Source organism: Paenibacillus segetis, from assembly GCF_014639155.1.
GTDB classification, from domain to species: domain Bacteria; phylum Bacillota; class Bacilli; order Paenibacillales; family Paenibacillaceae; genus Fontibacillus; species Fontibacillus segetis.
The window spans coordinates 2,503,909-2,524,407 of sequence record NZ_BMFT01000001.1; the positions used below are offsets into that span (position 1 = coordinate 2,503,909).

Sequence of the window (20,499 nt, forward strand, 5' to 3'; positions counted from 1 at the left end):
GTATTCCTTCTAATGAAATACCATGGTAATATCAAGAAGAAAAACAAAATAATAAAATTTATGGCGGGTAAACTTATGAATAATTCGATGCAAATTTATATTCTATTGAGCAATCCGCGGACCCTCGTAGCTAAAATGATTGGTTTGTATACCAGAGCTCCTTTTAACCACGCCTCTATTGCTTTTGATCCACAGTTACGTAAAGTGTATAGCTTCGGAAGAAAACATCCACTAATTCCAGTGTACGGCGGTTTTGTAAAAGAGAACATTCATAGCGGAGTATTTGAGAAAGCAACTTGTGCTGTTTACAGTTGTACGGTCAGCAAAGAAACTTATGATGCGATGAGAGCCTATGTTCAGAACTTTGAAGAAAATAATGAATTATACAGCTACAATTTTCTCGGCATTTTAGGGATCATTCTCAATATAGAACTCGGTGGAGAAAACTCCTATTTCTGTTCACAGTTCGTCAGTGACGTCTTTCAAAAAGGTGGGGTTAATCTAATCAATAAGTCAGCTGCATTAACAACTCCATCCGATTTACAGTCGTGTAATTTTCTTCGTCTAGTATTTCGAGGTCATTTGGACACGTATCGCAGAGCTTACTGCCTTCAATGGAATGCTACAGCCAATGAAAATCAATCGAGATACGCAGCTAATTAATGAAACAGAACAAAAAAAGAAGGGATGTTTCTTTAGATCATAATGATCTAAGAACATCCCTTCTTCAGTTATTAGTTCGGAGAACGAACAACTAACTGATCAAGATTGAATTATGATAATGTCTTACTTAAGCGGTATCCAGTGCAAATAAAACCTAAGTGTTCATAAAATGTTTTGGCGTCCATGTTGCGATCACCTGTAGACAGATACATCTGCGAGCTTCCATGCTGCTTACACCAGGTTTCTGCTTCTCGTAACAAACGTTTACCGATCCCGGTTCCACGATGTTCTTCATCCACTACCATCGCAGTAATCTGCGTCACTGGCTTCTTCATATCATGTGTCTGATAGAGCTTTAAGAAGGTTGTACCCACAACGTTTCCATCCAATTCAGCGACAAGATTACAGAATAGAGGATGATTGTCTAACATGGAGAGATGTTCTTTAAGCACACTAGGTGTCGTAGGATAACGGAGCTGACGCATCAATGGAAGCATGCCGTTAACATCGTCGCTACAGCTAGTTCGGATTACCAAGGTTGGAGCTAAGACCTGACTACTCATTAGACCATACCACCTTCAGTAGACTTGCCGCTTGATTAGCGCGGCTGCGAGCTGTTTCAACATCCTCTGCCCCACTTAGGGCAACTGCCATCCGGCGTCCTGGCTTACAGAGCGGTTTGCCAAACACGCGGATTTGCGTTCTTGGTAGACTCAGCGCTTCATCCATTCCAGCAATCACAAAATTTTCTCCTTCACGATCACCTTTTAGTGTTGCAGAAGCTCCAGGAGTCAGCAGTTCAACCGAATGAATCGGAAGCCCAAGAATGGCCCGTACATGTAGTGCAAATTCCGACAAATCCTGAGTGACCATGGTCACCATACCCGTATCATGTGGTCTTGGAGAGACTTCGCTAAAGACGATACCATCTTCCGTCACGAACAGTTCTACACCAAACAAACCAAACCCACCAAGCGCATCCGTAATTTTCCGTGCAATATTCTGAGCCTCGCTAAGCTGATCCTCATTTAGGAAATGAGGTTGCCAAGATTGGGTGTAATCCCCATCCTGTTGAATATGACCAATCGGTGGACAGAAGATTGTACCCGATACAGATCTGACCGTCAGCAATGTGATCTCACTAACAAATGGTACAAAGGATTCAACAATGACACGCATTTTTTTGGCGCGCGCACCTTCCAGAGCATTGTTCCAGCATCCTTCAACTTCATCAAGCTTCCTGCATACACTTTGACCTTTACCGGATGAACTCATCAACGGTTTGATCACACAAGGAATACCGACTTTTGATACTGCAGCTTGTAATTCTTCCAGGCTATCAGCAAACTCATAGTTAGCTGTACGTAAACCTAACTCTTCTGCAGCCAATCTACGAATTCCTTCGCGATCCATCGTCAACAGTGCTGCTGTTGCGGTCGGAATAACGGTGAAGCCTTCCTTTTCCAATTCAACCAGAACTGACGTAGCAATCGCTTCAACCTCCGGCACTATAATATCCGGTGAGATGTTCACGATGAGTGATCTCAAAGCCTCGCCATCTAACATGTCAATTACATATGACTCTTGAGCTACGCTCATAGCTGGAGCGTTCTCATACCGATCAACGGCGATCGTTTTGACTCCAAGTCGCCCTGCTTCGATCACTACTTCCTTGCCCAATTCCCCACTGCCGAGCAACATGATGCTTTTGGCCTGCTTTGATAAAGGAGCTCCCCACATGAGATCCGAAATACCTCCTGAAATAGAGTTCGTATTTATGAACAATAAATTGATAATATGATATTAAGCTCATTCTATTTTCAGGGATTTACACGAATTTTGCAATAGTCTTTCATTAATTTCACATTTTATTCGACAAAAAGTTACAAAAACCGAAACTGAGCTACCCTACACCGTCTCTTACTCTAATCGTATTAGGATAGATAATTAGATAGTCGCATGTAAGATTTGGTTCATAGAATGAAGTTTTTGACTTACATTCTTCCACGATTCTTCTCCATCAGAGGTAATCGTAATATCACTTATGCCCGTTTCCCATTCATCCCATTGTTCATTTAAAGAATGTACACGTATAGACAGTCCTCTAGCCATCTCCTCACTAAATAGCACAAACATGTCTCCTATGGCTTCGTCCATGACCTCTTTAACCTTATCCTCCAAAGGTGACTCGACAGCCTCACGTAATTTCTGCTTGCCGCCCCCCTCAAAGAAAGTCTTAGGGTTCTTAAAATACATCCAATAATCACCCGGTTGAAGTGCCTGCTCAAGCCAACCTTCTTTGGCAAGGACAGAGGCCCATTTCATCGCGGGATGAGCCACAAATGCTGGAATGTTCATCAATCGTCCTTTTAGTTCTTCCATCCAGATGTTATATTCCATATCCAGAAGAACAGTACACTTTTGCTCTACTCTTAGTGAGGTTACCTGGATTTCGCGTTCCAGCTCTAGTGACAATCCAGCCAACCAACCGTGAAACGTTGAATTAAACTTACGCTTTAAGTCACCACCATCATCTTGAAGAAGCGACGGATGGAAATATTCAAGAAACAGATCACCCGCAAGAAAACGAAGTCTTTGTCTGACATGATACAATAATTCTTCAATTTCCTGACGAATCTCCATATCTCGGTTCCGCAACTTCAATCTATCCAGTTCTTCCACAAATATCTTGCGGTCTTCTTGCAGTTTTTCGATGTGAGCTAGACGTTCCTCCTTACTTTGCATGATTGTAGTCGTCCATTGATCAACGCGGTCCATGATAACGTTCAGTTCTCTTTGTGCCGCGTCAATGAGCAGCCCTGCAGAATCTTGACTTATAAATTCAAAGAAAGCACGCTCAAACTTTGCAAAACCTGAAGCTTCGGAAACCTCTTCATTCCTCTTTCTAGCATCCAAGGCCATTTGGCTGGAAACCGCGTAAATTTGCGGAGAATCGATTCCGGCACCACGAAGACCATCCTGTACATATTCAATAACTTCTTCAAGTTCCCCGGACGTTGCAGCCAAATCAGCCGCATTGACAATGAAGAACATTTTATCGAGCGCAAAGCTTCCTTTAGCTCTTCCAAGATGAGCTAGAAACTGGCGGTCAGCCCTAGAAAATGCGTGATTATAATAAGTCACGTAGACAAGAGCATCACTATTCTTCATATATTGAAAGGTCACATTCGTATGGCGTGCATGGATTGAATCAGCGCCAGGTGTATCCACGATGACTAATCCTTGTTCTGTCAAAGGACAAGCGTAATACAATTGAATTTCAGCAACGAAGCAAGCCTTATTCTCATCTGATACATAGGAAGAGAAATCCTCCAGATTCGCGACAATCTGGCCCCCCAAATGGTTAGCGTATTCACTCCATCCGGAAGCTGCTGCTCGAAGAAAGCTATAGTGTGCTCTCCCTGAAGGAGGCACATCACTTATTTTTATTTTAGACACTTGAGACAACCAGTTCTGTTCCTTCCATGGCCCAAGTTGTAGGGACTCAAAAGAATAAGTTAGATCACTCTTCATCGCTTCAAGGGATTTAAAGATAATCTTAGCTTGACCATGCTCCATCCCTTGCTGAGGCGCCATAATTACATTAATCGCCGCTGTAGTTGGATGCGGCGATACAGGTAGGATCTCTGAGCCTAGCAGGGCGTTGGCGAAGGAAGACTTGCCTGCGCTGAACGCACCGAACAGCGCAACCGTGAACTTGCCGCCGCGTAAATGGGACGCACGGGCACGCAATTCCCGTACCCCTGTGCCAAAGGCCGGGTACGGGCCCAGCACCTCTGCGGCGGCCTCCAGCACTTCGGCCGCGGCCGTTAGGCGCCGCTGGCCGTTCCCGGCAGCGGCGGCGGGCACGGCAGGCGCGTGCGGCGCTTCTGCCGCGGCTACCGCCGGCGTGGCCGGCGCCGCAGGCGCCGATGCTACGGCCGCCGCCACAGTATCTGGCAGCGGCTGCAGGTCCCTCACCTCCGGCAGAATGCCCGGAGGGAGGGACGGGGCGGCGCCGAGCAGCGCCTGCAGGCGCTCGGCGCGTTCCTTAGCGGCGGCGTCAAGCGCCTTAAGCCGCGCCGCTGCCTTAGACCGCACCAGCAGCGCCTCGCGCTGTGCGGCCAGCTCCTGCGCCGCAACAGCTACGCGCGGTGCAAGCACCTCCGCAAGCAGCCGCTCGAACAAGAGAGTGGCTACGCGGCGGTAGCGGCCTGCGATGCCTGCTGCTACCGCCGCAGCATAGCGTAGCGTGTAGTCGCCAGAGAGGAGGGCACCCTCTTGAGCAGGCTCCGTGATCCACGACTCCTCCGCTTGCGGTAATGTCCTATCCATCTCAGTCTCCCATTCCGCACTCCAGAGCTCCTCACTTCTTCCGTAGCGGCGCAGCAGATCACGAACATGCCAATCCACTTGTGCTGCAGTCCCTTCCTTCAGCTTGGACAAAAAATCATCCCGACGGCGTTCTTTCTCCCGTTGGGTCTTTCCTCCCTTGAACAACAGTCCTGTCTTAAAGCTACTTTCACGACTGGCTAAATAAAGTTCTCCCGCCTCACGAAGCGAAGGAGTCATAATATGTACACTTCCAAGTAATCGATCTAGTTCCTTTGTAAACTCCATGCGCCTAGACTCGATCAAACCTTGGTTTGAGTGTATCTTTTCTTCTAGTGCCGTTAATATTACCGGCAGTTCTAGGACAGCATTCTCACCACCGATTTCCTGAATTAATGTAAAGCGTTCATCTTCCTCACTCACCTCATAACGCTTCAAAAAGCTCAACGCACCATGATGAGCGGAACAAGCGATACTATAATTTAGTAGCTCCGTTCTCTTCGTCAATAATTCAGTAATACACTCTCGTAGTTGCGACAGCATATTTAAAGGGTGAGTAAGCTCTTTTAACGATATGTAAAATACACCAGAAGGAACGATTCCCCACAGTTCAAACACATTCTGAACTGATTTTTGATAAGCCTCATAGGACACCTCGTCCTCCCGGTGCTTATCCATCTGGTTTATAACCAAGTAAAGTGGCTTGCCCCAATCAGCTAGAACTTTTGCAAAAGAAAGATTACTCTCCGATAAGACATGATTATAATCCATTACATAGAACACGACATCTCCCAAGTGAAGGGCTGAATTTGTAACTAATGCATGCGCCGCATCTCCGGAATCCACTCCAGGGGTATCTAGCAGAACCCCATGCTCACCCAATAGCGGAATCTCATCCCATACTGAAACCATAGAATATGAATTTCCATCACGACAATACTTCTCTAACTCTTCTATTGGAACATGAACCTCTTCACTGATGACATCTCCATTTACATTCACAGGGGTTAACAGAGCTTTGGGAAGACCATGACGGAGTACTGATACATTTGCTGTTGTTGGAAGAGGGGATGAAGGCAAGACCGCTTTCCCACACAATGAATTGATCAGACTTGATTTCCCTGCCGAAAAATGACCACAAAACGACAGTGTTAATTCGTTTGCATTTAACTTTTCCTGTAAATCATCGATTTCACGGTAAGTGGTCATATCTCCATACATCTTGTACTGTGCTCTTAGTTGGTCAAGAAGTAATTGAAGCGGATAATCCTGACTGGTTGTAATCGTCGCCATAAATAATCTCCTTCTCACTTGCATTAAGAATATAGACAGCAAGAAAGTTCACGTTTGTATTATTTGAACACTTTGTGTCTGTTTCTGTTTTTCAATATTTTACATTACCTTAGAGATTCATGGAAGCCTTGAGCGACATTTCATTAAAACAAAATTTCCAGATATAAAAATAACCGACCCCTAGGAATTTATCCCAAGAATCGGTCATTATTAAATACTAGATCAGTGAAGCCTCAACCTTATCTGCTTCAGACGGAATCAATATTTCAAACACTTTACCATGTTGTAATATGGTAATGCCCTTCTGTTTATCCTTCATGACTACTACTTCTGGCTTAACTGCCATCCGCTCTAAATAGTGCTCTGGAACTTCACCAGAATCACTAATCGTAATGCCATCTAATTCGCGTTCATCATGCTCTTGCAAATCAAGTTCAATCGCTTGTTCAAACACATCCGAGAACAATTCAAAGTTATCGGTGTATACGGAAATACATCTCATGGAGTCCCATCCTCTACTATCGTTATCTTTTTTTGTCACACTTTATTTATCTTTTCTGACTTGTGACCTTTTCATACGTTTCTTACCTTCACGACAAACATCAAGTAACGGACAGATTTGACACTGCGGATTCTGAGCTTTGCAGTGATATCTGCCGAAAAAAATAAGTCGATGATGTGTAAGCGTCCATTCATCTCTGGGGATACGCTTCATCAATTTCTTCTCGACTTCTAATACCGAATCGTTCCAACCTGCAAGTCCTAATCGCTTACTCACTCGTTCAACATGAGTATCTACAGCTATAGCAGGAACACCAAATGCATTAGAAACCACAACATTGGCCGTTTTTCGCCCAACACCCGGTAATTGCACTAGTTGATCATGCTCACTAGGAATGTCACTACCATACTTCTCGATTAGGATCATACACAATTTCTGTATATGCTTAGCTTTACTGCGAAACAGACCGATGCGGCGAATATCTTGCTCCAATTCTGCAGGCGGGACGGAGACATAGTCTTCTGGCGTTTTGTATTTTTGAAACAAATCCACTGTCACCTTATTCACAGTCGCATCGGTACACTGCGCAGACAATAATACAGCGATGGTTAATTCGAAAGCATTGCTATGCACCAATTCACAATGCGCGTCCGGAAACATTTCGCCTATGCAGTCTAGAATATGGCGGACATCCGCGGCATTCATGTCTCCATCCAACTCCCTTTAACGTAATAAATAACCGTCTAAATCCGGGGAAAATCCCGCATCAAGACGGTTATTCTCACGAAAATGATTATTGTTTTTCGACCTCAACCAGCTTGTCACCGTTGAAATACAAAACAATTTTATCATTTTCCTTCAAAGATTGCACGGATAATGTCGTATCTCCTTGATGAATATATGTTTCAGGTGTTACAGCGAACCGATAATTATTATCTGACAGATTCGCTCTAATTACAAGAATCTCTTTATTGATACCGTCATAACGCGATACTTTACGTTCAAGTACTGTCAGTACCTTAATGATAAGACTACCATCAGTGCCTTTACGAACCTCGACATGATCCGATGTTGTTAAGCTAGTTATACCTGTACTTACTGAACTTCCACGAAGTACCTTTACTCCTCCGGAGAGTGAGAAGGTTTCCGTAGCACCATCAAAAGATTTCAGCGTTAGTATAGAGCTATCTATTGATTGAATTTTACCCAATGTTAACTTCACTACTTGAAGTGAAACAGCCGTTTTACCACTGAAAGTCACATTAATCGTTTGTCCAGCCTCTAGATCCGCTAGCTTAATTACAGCACCATTCTCATTCATCAAAGTAGCTTCGTTCACATAAAATTCATTACTTACTCCATCTACAACAGCACGGATACGACTATTCGCAGTACTCACCGAACTTACTTCAAACTGAACTGTCGATTTTACTGCTAACGTCTGCAATGCATCTTGATTAGCACTCAGAATTAATGTTACAGGGTCACCCAACTTGATATCACCAATTGCTACATTGGTCTTACCGTACAATTCAATGGATGGTGTCGATCCTTGATAAGGTACAGCTACTGTTTTTCCATCAGCCAATTGAACCGTAATAATTTTCTTTGTTGTATCAGCTGTTAAGAAAGTTCCATCGTACTTATAAATTACTTGTAGGGACAATACGCGATCCCCGATATGTGTAATATTAATTTTCCGGTCCTTTGTTAACAATGATTCGACGCCTGACAATGTCGGAGTTTTTGAGTTGTAATCCAGTTTTGTCTTCTCGTCTACCACGAAAACATGAGGTTTCTTCGCTGAGTCAAGAACCGTAAGTGTCTTTGATTTAGTATCATAGTTAACAACCGCTGCGTCTGATAGTTGTTCGGATTGACGTCCTTGTACAACGATTTGAGTCACTTTTTCCTCCGGATCAAGGGTCAATTCGACCTTATCTCCACCGTTCACATCAGCGATCAAATCCGCCAAACTAGCATCACTTATTCCGTTTATCACCACTTTTGGCTTCTCAGCTAGATATTTCAATTCTGGATAACCGCTGGCATTTTTATATGACAAAAGAGAATTCCCATCAATACTAATCAAGGTTCCTGTTACCGTACGTTCCACGCCTTGCGTTACTTCGATCGAATCCAGTACGTTATTCTTAACTACATAACTCACAGCCATATCCGGCTTTAATTCACCCAAAGTAAGAATCTGAGACTGATAACGCACAATAGTTCCATTAGCGCTGTCATCAAATTTAAATGTTTCCGTGTTACCGGAAGCGTCTTTAATACTCAACGTTTTATCTGTAACATTTACGCTACTTACGGTTCCTTTACCGCTCTTATTCACAATCGCAGATTTTACCTGCACAATAATCGGCTTATTAGCCCCCGAGTAAGTTTCACGCTGAACTACTACCGTGCTATCTGGTGTGAGGTTTTCCGCCTTTATAGCATTACCGTTCTGATCAAGGAAAGCTGTGTTCTGATCATAAGTATAAGTCACGGAATCGTTATTCACTAGAAGTAGCATGCGATTGCCACTGAGCATCCGCAGTAATGTACCTTCTGTGCTATCAAGCTGCTGTTTGGCATCGAGCACTTCAACGTAGGCAGCTGAACCAACCTTGTCCACAACGAGTACTTTGGTATAAGGTTTAAGTTCCGCCTTCGTTGTTTTAACTTCTGAATCTTTTGTAAAATATACGCTCCGGTTGTCTAGAATGAAGCTCTTCAGCTGACCGTTTACAGCTAGTGTCAATTTACTATCCGTCAACTCTGTCACAATGCCTTCAAAGACATTATTATAATTAGGAGTAAAATGATCTCCACCACGACTTAGAAACGTAGCAAGCTGTGCTCTAGTAACATTACCTAGTGGATCAAATTTATTACCTTCAACACCTTTTGTAATATCCAATTGAACAGCTACATTAACGTATCCTCGGCTCGATGCTGTAATTTTATCATTATCAGCGAACCCGGTAGAATTACTAGCTGAAGCTTTTGCTTCCGCATCCTTACCTAATGCTCTCACTAGAATCTTGGCTACCCATTCTCGAGAAGCTTTTTTCGAACCCCAAGTTTCTTTAGCTCCAGTAGCTGCAGCCTCTTCTTTCTTGTCGATGAGGTTTTTCTTTACTGCAAGTTCTACATAAGGTTTGTAATAGTTACCGACATTAAGCTCGCTCGGTGAATTAGAACCATCACCTTTTTGGGAGTCCAAGTTCATGAAGCGGATCGCCATAGTGATGGCTTCCTGTTGAGTCACACTATCACTTGGACGGAACTTACCTTCATTACCAAGAATGATTCCTTCAGCTGCTAGTTTGTAAATATGTTTTTCAGCCCAAAACCCGTCTTTGACATCACTAAATATAGAAACAGATGCTGTGCTTTGGTTCGAGGCAGTTGGCGCTGCTTGATCAGCGAAGGCAGCTGCTCCGCCACTTAAGCACATAGCCGTTACTAACATTGTCGAAACTGCTTGTTTTGTATTTCGTTTGAAGCTGCGTTTAAATGATGACATTAATTTCTCCCCTTTTTAAAAAATGGTCCCTACCATATTCGACGGTAAGGGACCTCATTCCTCTAATTCTCTCTAATTTCTTGTCATTGGATGTTCCAATTCAACATGTCCCATTAGACTATCTACTTGAGCTCCATCAACAAGAAGTTCGATTGTCTTCACTTCAGTGAACTGGAACATCGTTTGCTTCAATGAATCAATAGCAAGAGATTCTCCGCCAGCTCCAAGACGAGCTTCATCTGGCAATGTAATGTCCACCGTAAGTTCACCATCGGCAAATTTGACAGATTTGAATATTACCTTTTCCCATAGAGCGAACAAATCTGCATTACCACTGTCCTGCAAAGTTTTCAAAGCAACTTCGTATTTCTGGGTATCCTCGGAATACGAAATTTCCTTAGAGACCTGCTTCAAATCCATCATTTGATCATCCGTGTAATACGTTTTAATTGTTTCCTTCGTTTCCTGAGTTTCTTTCGTGTCCGTCTCCACAGTGTTATTTTCTGATCCCTCTGTCGTGTTACCTGGTGACACAGTAACAGGATCACTGACACTATTACTTTCCGTCCCCTCATTTTGGGAGTTACTTCCCGATGAAGCCTGAGGTTTCTGACCACAACCTGTGCTCAGGACCAACAAAAGAATCAACATCCCGAAGACCCACTTTTTTTTGTTCATGATGACTCCTCCTTTGTTGAACACTTAGTTGACACCAAGATATTCCTTGATACCCTTTACAACTCCAGCCGCTACACTGTTCTGGAACGATTCAGTATACAATACTGCATCGTCTTTAGGGTTACTTAAATAACCGCATTCCAGAAGAACGGCTGGCATTTTGGTTTCCCGAGTGACATGCAAGCTTTTGGAGCGTACTTTCCGATCAGTCAACCCGGAAGATGAAACGAGATACTTATGCATCACATTTGCAAGTTCGATACTTTCTTTCCGAGTATAATACGTTTCAACTCCACTAGCAGTTGCAGATCCAGAGTTAGCATGGATTGAAATAAAGATATCAGCATTCAAATCATTTGCGATCTTTACCCGATCCTGGAGCGTAGGGTACGTATCGCCGCTTCGTGTAAGAACATAATCAATTTCAGGCTCATTCTTCAGCAACTGCTCCACTTTCAATACAACAGCGAGGTTGAAATCTTTCTCTTTCTTTTTCGTTACACTTATCGCACCTGGATCGGTTCCTCCATGACCAGCGTCGATCACAACTAGCTTTTTACCACTTCCACCCGGAACGGATGGAGTAGAAGAATCGCTATTTAGATCTACAAAGATGAGCCCATCATTGTCATTGGTCAGTGTATAGTTTATAGATTTCGTTAAATCTATGACCACACGAATCGTAGAGGGACTATCACTAAATAAGGAATAACGAATTTTGGATACGTCAGGGTAGCCTTCTACGTCGATATATCCATTCATGTTGGAATCTAGCATTTGTCCGTTTGAGAACGTATCCGAAAACTTCGCATTTGGTAGATCAACAACCAACCGATCAGGACCCGTTAGTTTGAAAATATTAGGTGTCACATTTTTATCGGTGGCAATCATCAGTTTATTGTCACTAAAACTTATACCCCCAATTGATGCTAAATTAACATTTACATCTGGAGGTGTAGGATTGGTAGATCCATTATTAGAATCATCATTTCCACCCGATCCGTTTTCATTCCCGGAATTTGGGGTAATTAAATACGCAGACTTCGTTTCGTTATTCCATTGAACTGTTAACCCTACTTGCTCACTAATGAAACGTAAAGGAACAAGTGTCGTATCGCCTTTTAATATTGGAGCAACCAATAATTTAACTTGGTTATCGTTCACTGTTGCCATTTTGTTATCCACAACAAGCTTCATTGTTGTACCGGATTGCTGTATGGTTACCGTGCGCGTTACTTTATCCCAGTTGACGTTAAATCCTAGCTCCTCGACGACGACACGAATTGGTATCATTACATTACCGTTCACATTTTGAACTTCCCCGTTCTTAGGTAAGTTCAGTGCTTTTCCATCAAGATAGATGCTAGTATTACTAGCAGCATGTCCCATCCCCGGAAAAATGAACACAAAACTACAAAGAAACATCACCAACACTAAACCTATTTTTTTCATCCGTCACCCCTACCATCCTAATATTTTTGTCTGCGAAGAATAAGTAAGTAGCTCTCTTAGACTTCGCTAGACGACATATTAGACGTTAGGACCCCTTAAAAGTTGCGTAATTATGCCATTTTAATCGAAAAAGTTACAATTTTATCACTTTTACAAAAAAACCATCCCCTAGCCAAAAGGCTGACGGGATGGTTTTTCACAAAATTTATTTAGTCATTGGATGTTCCAACTCAACGTGGCCCATTAAGGTGTCTACCTTATCCCCGTTGACCGTTAGTTCTAGTTGTTTCACTTCTTCAAATTGGAAGAACGTTGCCTTCAGGGCATCGATAGCGAGAGATTCTCCGCCTGAACCAAGTCTAGCTTCGTCTGGCAATTGAATATCAACCGTTAATTCTCCATCTGTAAATGAGGTGGAATTCAGTATGACCTTCCCCCATAAGGAGATCACACCACTACCACTAACATTTTGCAGCGCCTTGAATGCCTCACTATATTTCGAATTAGCTTTGGCATCCACAAAAGTAATTTCCTGCTCCATCTCTTTCAAATCCATGATATCGTCATCCGTATAATAGACCTTAATTGCTAGTTTCTGTGATGTTGGCGTATCAGTTTGCTCATTTGGATCGTTATTCTGAGCTCCCTGAGTGGAATTAGTTGAGTCCGGTACAACCGTTGCCGGCGGCTCTGCCTCATTTACAGACAAATTCGGTAATTGCTCATTCTCTCCAGAACCCGCCAAGGGCTTCTGACCACAACCAACTGCAGCTATCATCAAGAATATCATAAGTGCGATTACACTTATTTTTTTCATTTTGTACCCCCCTTAAAGTCTTTCGCCGCTGCTTGTCCCATTCATTACAGACCAAAGTATTCTTTGATACCAGCGACAATTCCTGCTGCAATACGATCTTGTACAATCGGATCGAACAAGACAGACTCATCATATGCATTACTTAAATAGCCAGACTCTAGAAGTACTGCTGGCATCGTAGTTTCCCTAGTAACAAGCAGATTCTTTTGACGTACCTTTCGATCATTAAGTCCTGTTGCCTGTACTAAATTTTTATGCATCACATTCGCAAGGGCAATGCTGTCATCACGCGTATAATACGTTTCTGTACCACTAGGGTTGGTCTTAATTGTATCATCCACACTGTTGGCATGAATAGATATAAAGATGTCCGCTTTTATATTATTAGCAATATTCGGTCGATTCTTAAGTGTTAAAGTCGTGTCATCACTACGATTCATTACAACGGTAATATTAGGTTCCAGCTTCAAAAGCGCCTCTACTTTCAGAGCAATTGCTAGATTATAGTCTTTTTCTAGTCTAGTAGGACTACTTGTACCCGGATCTGTACCGCCATGTCCCGCATCAATCACAACCACTTTTTGTCCAATGGTGGCATTTGGTAGCGTCGGACTGACAGTTACTCCCGACAAATCGATAATTAGCATACCATCGTTTAAATTGGTAACTGAATACTGACTACTCTGATTCAGATCCATAACAAATCTGATCGTCGATGGCGCGCTGCTGAATAACGAGTATCTTACTTTAGAGATGCCCGCATTATCAGTTATTCCTAGTTCCCCTTTATTACTTGCATCTAAGGCAAAAGTATCACCAAAGGCTGCATTAGGTATATCTACGACAATCCGATCAGGACCAGACATCGTAAAGACATTAGGCTTAACCGCTCCATCTACTGCTATCATTAATTTATTGTCCAAGAAGCTTACATTATTAATATGGGTAAGCGTTTCTGATATGTATCCATTGCCTATCCCTGTTTCTGAATTATTATCAGGTACGGTCACAACATTCCCACTATTAGGAGCTGAGGTCGCTCCACCCGGGAGTATTTCTTCGGCTGTTCCGCCTTCAGGGCTATACAAGTAAGCAGACTTAGCTTGATTATCCCAGCTTACCTTAAGTCCCATCGACTGACTGACAAAACGTAAAGGGACCATCGTCGTATTATTTTGCAAATACGGTGCAACACCAAGAGCTACACTTTCTTCACCAACCAATGCCGTTGCCTTATTTAGCGTAAGTAAAAGTGCCGTATCCCCTTGTTTGATCGTGACGGTTCCGCTCTTCTTCTCCCATTCCACATCGTACCCTAGACCCTCCGAAATAACGCGGATAGGGACCATAACACTCCCTTTAACGTTACCAGCCTGAGCTTCCTTAGGCTGAGCCAATTCCAAACCATCTAAGTAAATATGGGTATCCGTCGAAGCTGCATGACCCCAACTTGGAAAAGCCAATAAGAAAACTATCAGAGTCAAGAAAAAACCAAATTTCTTCATCATCATGCTCCTATCATTCTTGTAATTTACCGGATGATGACCGGTATGCTCCAGTAATTTCGACAACAACAAATCAATCTGACATATTAAACGCTTCCAAATCACCAAATGTTGCTAATTACTTCCATAGTAACAGAAATAATTATTTTCTCATAGACTTATATCTTCATAGAAAGACAAAGTAAGACAACAAGGCTATCTTCCACCTTGTTGTCTTATTCAATTGAACTTTTCAATTAACAAATACCAGTTGTACCCAATAAAATAATAAGAACAATGTAAGTAATGTTGTTAATGGAATTACAATTAACGAGACGCTTAAATAATCCTTCCATTTCACCACGATATTATTTTTTCTTAAGATATGCATCCAAATAAGTGAGGCAAGTGTTCCAATAGGTAATAACAATGATCCTATATCGCTACCAATAATATTTGCAAGATAGATAGTCTTTAACGTAATTGGATCCAATCCCATTTCGGTTAAGGTTATGGTTCCGAGCATTAATGCCGGATGATTATTAAATATATTAGATAGTATTGAGACTAATCCTCCCATAAGTAGGCTCACATGCAGGAGCCCCTGGTTAACAATAGGTTCACATATTCTTATAAGCATGTCTGTTAGCCCGGCATTGTGAAGTCCGTAAATAATGACATACATAGAGAACGCAAAGATAAAGATGTGCCAAGGAATCTTCTTTAATATATCCAACGGAGTAATGCCCAAATGATACCATCGCCATAAAAGTAATACGAATGACCCTAATACAGCAACCCATTCGATTGGAATAGCCAGATAAGAGGCTACAAAGAGGAGACACCTCATCGCAAAGACAAACAATAATAACCTCAACATAGATCTAGTACGTTTACTCTTTGGTTCTTCAGCTGCGCTTCCTGTTAATGGTTGGGGATGTTTGATTAACAATTCCTTCTTCAAATCATGCTTAAAATTTGGCAAAGTTTTTGGCAATTTTCTTTTTATTAAGATAAACATTAACCATGACATAAAGCACAAACCCAAAGTTGCTGGTATGAACATCATGGCTGTATGCATATAGAGAGACATATGAACAATTTTTAATGCGATTAAATTTACAATATTACTTACACCAATGGGTGCGCTAGAAGCGGTTGCAATCAACGCTCCACTTAATAGATAGGGAATCATTTCTTTTTGTTTTAATTGAAAACTTCTGAGGAGTAAGATTAATATTGGAGTCGTAATCAAAATACTGCCATCGTTATTAAACAGTAGCGTCATTAAAAAACATAATATTTGAATGTACCAGTATAGACGATAGCCTGAGCCTTTAGTTAAAACGGCTAGCCTTTCAGCTGCCCAGTTGAAGAAACCAAAGCTTTCTAGTATGACAGCCATCACAACGGTCGCCATAATAGTCATCGATGCTCCACCAATTTTACTGAAAATATCTATCAGGTCTCCACTAGATACTATTCCTGTCATTAATATAATCGCTGCCCCGATCGAAGCTGGCCAAGCTTCATTTATACCACCTGGCCTCCAAAATATTACCAGCAAGGTTATAATGAAAACAAATACAGTAATTCCTATTCCATAAATCATAATTTTTCCTCCTTAACTATCAGCAATACAACACTCCTTAATGGTTATATTTTCTATATCTATATTCTTCTCTACTATGTAGGAACTGGATTTTTAGCTAAATCTATTAAAATGTGTGTTCAACTAATAGAATCAAGATTTCAAAAAAAAGACCACCCTCTAGCCGACTATGACCAGTTAGATAAGGCGATCTTCTTTGTTTATAGTCCGATAATTCCAGATGGATTTCTTAGTTTAATATCTATGATAGGTTGATCTGTGCAAAATTCGGAATAAGAGTTAGACGGCCTTTTCCAGGGCCCTTACCATCACCAGGAACGAAGATCCCCACTGTCTGTACACTAGCAATACCCACTGCAAAATCGGAATGTGGTTGAACATCAAATGTAAGAGTCGGTGCATTGAATCGAGTTACAACTAGCCGGAGCAATCTATCTCCTTCATTTCTTAGTTCTATCAGTAGGTTGATACCCGGCGGGCTTTCTTCTATAAAATAACCTTTTCCAACTCCAACAGCTTGCTCAACATGTAGATCCACATGCTTCATTGTTATTGACTCCTTTCGATATCAGATACAGTATAGTATTTTATTTCTAACAATTTGCTACTGGCTATTTGACTATTAATAGAATAATAGACATAAGTACCATCCTGAACTTTTAGATAAAAAATCCCACCCAACAAACAAACAAAAGCCCATCTCGCTCACTTTGAATAAGTGAACAAGATGGGCTTGATTTTGCTATATAGCTAGATTATGCAGAGACTACGTTAGCAGCTCTCTTTTGCTCATATGCTGTAATCAAATCCTCATGTTGAAGTGTAAGACCGATATCATCCAAACCTTGCAATAAGAATTGACGACGGTGCTCGTCGAGGTCAAATGCGATGCTCAGACCGTATTCGTCAGTTAAAGTTTTGTTCTCCAGGTCAACCGTCAATTGATATCCATCATGCTTAGCCGTACGTTGGAACAAATCTTCGACTTGTTCCTCCGAAAGGATGATTGGCAGGATACCATTCTTGAAGCAGTTGTTATAGAAAATGTCTGCGTAGGAAGGTGCAATAACACAACGGAATCCATAATCCAAAATGGCCCAAGGTGCATGTTCACGAGAAGATCCGCAACCGAAGTTAACACGTGAGATGAGCACGGATGCTCCTTCGTAACGAGGTTTATTCAGTTCAAACTCAGGATTTACATTACCTTCAGTGTCGAAACGCCATTCATAGAACAAAAATTGTCCAAACCCTGTACGTTCGATACGTTTAAGAAATTGTTTAGGTATGATAGCATCGGTATCTACATTGACACGGTCAACGGGTCCTACAATACCGGTTAGTGTTTTAAATTCTTCCATGGTTAATTCTCCCCTCTTCACCTTGGTTAGCTTACGATTTCGCTCTTAACATTCCAATCACGTACGTCAACGAAACGTCCTTTGATCGCTGCTGCTGCGGCCATAGCTGGAGATACAAGATGCGTTCTACCTCCGCGACCTTGACGCCCCTCGAAGTTACGGTTAGAGGTGGATGCGCAGCGTTGTCCCGGCTCCAATACGTCAGGGTTCATTGCCAGACACATACTGCAGCCCGCTTCACGCCATTCAAATCCAGCTGCTGTAAATACTTTATCCAGGCCTTCTTCTTCCGCCTGAATTTTGACACGTCCTGATCCAGGAACAACGATAGCCGTTACTTTGTCAGATACTTTATAGCCCTTTGCAATTTCTGCTGCGGCGCGTAGATCCTCAATACGTCCATTTGTACAAGATCCGATAAACACATAATCAATCTCGATATCCGTCATCGGTGTACCTGGTGTCAAGCCCATATACTCAAGCGCCTTTTCAGCCGCTTTCCGCTCATTATCACTCTCAAAATCAACCGGATTAGGAACAGTTGCATTAATGTTCGTTCCCATACCTGGACTTGTACCCCAAGTTACTTGTGGGATCAGAGAATCCACGTCGAAGTCAACAACACGGTCATACTGTGCTCCTTCGTCGGTTGTGAGTTTTTTCCATTCAGCAACTGCAAGATCAAATTGAGCTCCTTGCGGCACATGTTGACGACCACGTAGATATTCAAATGTCGTGTCATCCGGTGCGATGAGTCCTGCTCTAGCCCCAGCTTCAATCGACATATTGCAGACAGTCATCCGTTCTTCCATCGTTAATTCACGGATAGCTTCCCCTGTATACTCGATAACGTAACCTGTAGCAAAGTCAGTACCATATTGAGCAATAACTCCAAGAATAAGGTCCTTAGCAGTTACACCCGGTTTACGTTTACCAACAAAACGTACTTCCAAAGTTTTCGCTTTGGCTTGTTGGAGACATTGCGTCGCCATAACGTGTTCTACTTCACTCGTACCAATACCAAATGCCAACGCACCAAACGCACCATGCGTCGAGGTATGGCTATCGCCACAAACGATTGTTTTACCGGGGTGTGTTAAACCAAGTTCTGGCCCCATAACGTGAACGACACCTTGATCAATCGTATCTAGGTCATACAACGTAACACCAAAATCACGGCAGTTCTGAGATAGCGTATCAATTTGTTGTTTGGAAATCGGGTCTTTGATGTTATAACGATCTTTCGTTGGTACGTTATGATCCATGGTTGCAAAAGTTAGCTCAGGACGACGTACTTTACGTCCACTTAGACGTAAGCCCTCAAATGCCTGAGGCGAAGTTACCTCATGCACTAGGTGCAAATCGATATACAAAATGCTAGGTTTGCCTGCTTCTTGATGAATAACATGATTGTTCCAAATTTTCTCATACATTGTCTGTTTACTCATTATTTATCACCCCACTGAAGGATTCGAACATGGACGAAACGCTACATCCTTAGATGACTAAGATAACGTTCCGATTAATGAAACTACTATATCATGATTCAGAACTTGTTAGAAATACATAAATACAATCAATTCGATAGGTAATAACTATAAGAGACTTATTTCAAACGATATGTTTCTCGGCAATTAAAAAAACATCACATACAGCTCCCTCTCTTCAATACGAGGATGCTGAATTGTGATGTCTTTTGTTAATATTATAAATTCAAATGTACAACTTGTCCGGTTCGATCTGATTCAAACACAGCTTCCATCAAAGTCATAATGCGCAAGACTTCTTCGTTCTTAACGATTCGATCCGCTGTTCCTTCAATTGTATCAACAAAGTTATAGTAGAAGTCACGAACGTCGCACTCAATTCTTGGGACTGGAGTTTCAGTAACGGTACTCTCTGAACGAGGCGCCATTGTTTTGGTCAAACCAGCACCAGCTACAATTGGAACGGCATCTTTAGTATCTGCTTGATCCCAAGTTGCAACTTTTCCATTCATATCCCAGTCTTCAATCATTGCTGTTCCATTGAGTCCTGTTACATACCATAAAGGCAAAGCAATAAAATTCGTAGTTCCCACTTCTACTAATGCTGTTCTGCCGCCTTCAAAAGTGAGGAATACTTTGATACCATCATCAACTTCATGACCCAAAATATAACTCAATTTGGCGTACACACTAGTAACCTTTTGCGGAAACAAGAGCAACAAGCGGTCAAACAAATGCACACCCCAATCCAAAAGCATGCCGCCTCCGCGATTCAGATCATGACGCCAATCCCCAGGAATACCCCGAGAGCCATGAACACGTGACTCTACATGGAATACTTCTCCAAGCACATTCTCATCTACAAGCTTCTTAATCGCTAAATAATCTTCATCCCAGCGGCGATTTTGATGAACCATAAATACATTACCGGTTTGTGCGGAAGCGCTCATGACTTCTTCTACTTCTTGACTGTTCATCATTGCAGGCTTCTCACAAATAACATGCTTACCGGCGTTAAGAGCCTGTATAGTAATGGGGTGATGACTATCATTTGGTGTGGCAATTAATACAATATCGACAGAGGGATCATCCAGTACAGCTTGATAATCCTCATAGATTTTATAACCTTGGGCACGTGCCGCTTCTTGTCTGGCTTCTTTAATATCAAATACACCCGTCACCTTGATTCGAGATACATTTTCTAGCTTACGTCCATGCTGACTGCCCATTCCACCATAACCGACAATAACCAAGGAATAGATTTTATCATTCATTTCCTATTTCTCCTCCTG

The 20,499-nt window shown here is 42.2% G+C and carries 16 protein-coding genes; 1 reads left to right on the plus strand and 15 read right to left on the minus strand.

Features of this window, described 5'->3' with window-relative positions:
- Window positions 1–60: 60 nt before the first annotated feature.
- Window positions 61–663, plus strand: a complete 603-nt coding sequence (locus IEW05_RS11645; RefSeq protein WP_229753349.1) for a hypothetical protein — start codon at window positions 61–63, stop codon at window positions 661–663.
- Between the two features lie 110 nt (window positions 664–773).
- Here the strand turns inward: IEW05_RS11645 and IEW05_RS11650 are convergent, their stop codons facing one another.
- The 15 genes from IEW05_RS11650 to IEW05_RS11720 form a co-directional block, all read right to left on the minus strand.
- Entirely contained in the window at window positions 774–1,226 is a 453-nt protein-coding gene (locus IEW05_RS11650) for a GNAT family N-acetyltransferase (protein WP_188538860.1), read from the minus strand.
- Window positions 1,219–2,403 carry a formate-dependent phosphoribosylglycinamide formyltransferase gene (gene purT / locus IEW05_RS11655; RefSeq protein ID WP_188538862.1) on the minus strand — a complete coding sequence of 395 codons (1,185 nt, stop codon included), beginning with the start codon at window positions 2,401–2,403 and terminating at the stop codon, window positions 1,219–1,221. Before purT ends, IEW05_RS11650 begins: the two co-directional genes overlap by 8 nt.
- Window positions 2,404–2,610: 207 nt before the next feature.
- Window positions 2,611–6,288: a dynamin family protein gene (locus tag IEW05_RS11660; protein WP_188538863.1), complete on the minus strand. Its 3,678-nt coding sequence runs from the start codon at window positions 6,286–6,288 to the stop codon at window positions 2,611–2,613.
- Between the two features lie 217 nt (window positions 6,289–6,505).
- Window positions 6,506–6,790 (minus strand): NAD/NADP transhydrogenase alpha subunit, encoded by a 285-nt coding sequence (locus IEW05_RS11665; RefSeq protein ID WP_188538865.1) that lies wholly within the window; start codon window positions 6,788–6,790, stop codon window positions 6,506–6,508.
- A 42-nt stretch (window positions 6,791–6,832) separates the two neighbouring features.
- Window positions 6,833–7,495, minus strand: a complete 663-nt coding sequence (gene nth / locus IEW05_RS11670; RefSeq protein WP_188538867.1) for an endonuclease III — start codon at window positions 7,493–7,495, stop codon at window positions 6,833–6,835.
- A gap of 88 nt (window positions 7,496–7,583) precedes the next feature.
- The gene (locus IEW05_RS11675) at window positions 7,584–10,316 is read right to left on the minus strand and encodes an S-layer homology domain-containing protein (protein ID WP_188538869.1); all 2,733 of its coding nucleotides are present in this window, start codon (window positions 10,314–10,316) and stop codon (window positions 7,584–7,586) included.
- Between the two features lie 72 nt (window positions 10,317–10,388).
- Window positions 10,389–10,994 (minus strand): GerMN domain-containing protein, encoded by a 606-nt coding sequence (locus IEW05_RS11680; protein WP_188538872.1) that lies wholly within the window; start codon window positions 10,992–10,994, stop codon window positions 10,389–10,391.
- A 24-nt stretch (window positions 10,995–11,018) separates the two neighbouring features.
- The gene (locus IEW05_RS11685; protein ID WP_188538874.1) at window positions 11,019–12,446 is read right to left on the minus strand and encodes an N-acetylmuramoyl-L-alanine amidase family protein; all 1,428 of its coding nucleotides are present in this window, start codon (window positions 12,444–12,446) and stop codon (window positions 11,019–11,021) included.
- 205 nt (window positions 12,447–12,651) lie between these two features.
- Window positions 12,652–13,263, minus strand: coding sequence for a GerMN domain-containing protein (locus IEW05_RS11690; RefSeq protein ID WP_229753350.1), 612 nt, complete (start codon window positions 13,261–13,263; stop codon window positions 12,652–12,654).
- A 44-nt stretch (window positions 13,264–13,307) separates the two neighbouring features.
- Entirely contained in the window at window positions 13,308–14,873 is a 1,566-nt protein-coding gene (locus IEW05_RS11695) for an N-acetylmuramoyl-L-alanine amidase family protein (RefSeq protein ID WP_308420402.1), read from the minus strand.
- 127 nt (window positions 14,874–15,000) lie between these two features.
- Window positions 15,001–16,359, minus strand: coding sequence for an arsenic transporter (locus tag IEW05_RS11700; protein WP_188538878.1), 1,359 nt, complete (start codon window positions 16,357–16,359; stop codon window positions 15,001–15,003).
- Between the two features lie 241 nt (window positions 16,360–16,600).
- On the minus strand, window positions 16,601–16,906 hold the full coding sequence (locus IEW05_RS11705; RefSeq protein ID WP_188538880.1) for a hypothetical protein: 306 nt from the start codon (window positions 16,904–16,906) through the stop codon (window positions 16,601–16,603).
- A gap of 208 nt (window positions 16,907–17,114) precedes the next feature.
- On the minus strand, window positions 17,115–17,720 hold the full coding sequence (gene leuD / locus IEW05_RS11710; protein WP_188538882.1) for a 3-isopropylmalate dehydratase small subunit: 606 nt from the start codon (window positions 17,718–17,720) through the stop codon (window positions 17,115–17,117).
- Window positions 17,721–17,746: 26 nt separating this feature from the next.
- A complete protein-coding gene (gene leuC, locus IEW05_RS11715; RefSeq protein WP_188538884.1) occupies window positions 17,747–19,168 on the minus strand; it encodes a 3-isopropylmalate dehydratase large subunit in 1,422 nt (473 codons plus the stop codon).
- A gap of 257 nt (window positions 19,169–19,425) precedes the next feature.
- Window positions 19,426–20,481, minus strand: coding sequence for a Gfo/Idh/MocA family protein (locus IEW05_RS11720; protein WP_188538886.1), 1,056 nt, complete (start codon window positions 20,479–20,481; stop codon window positions 19,426–19,428).
- Between the last annotated feature and the right edge of the window lie 18 nt (window positions 20,482–20,499).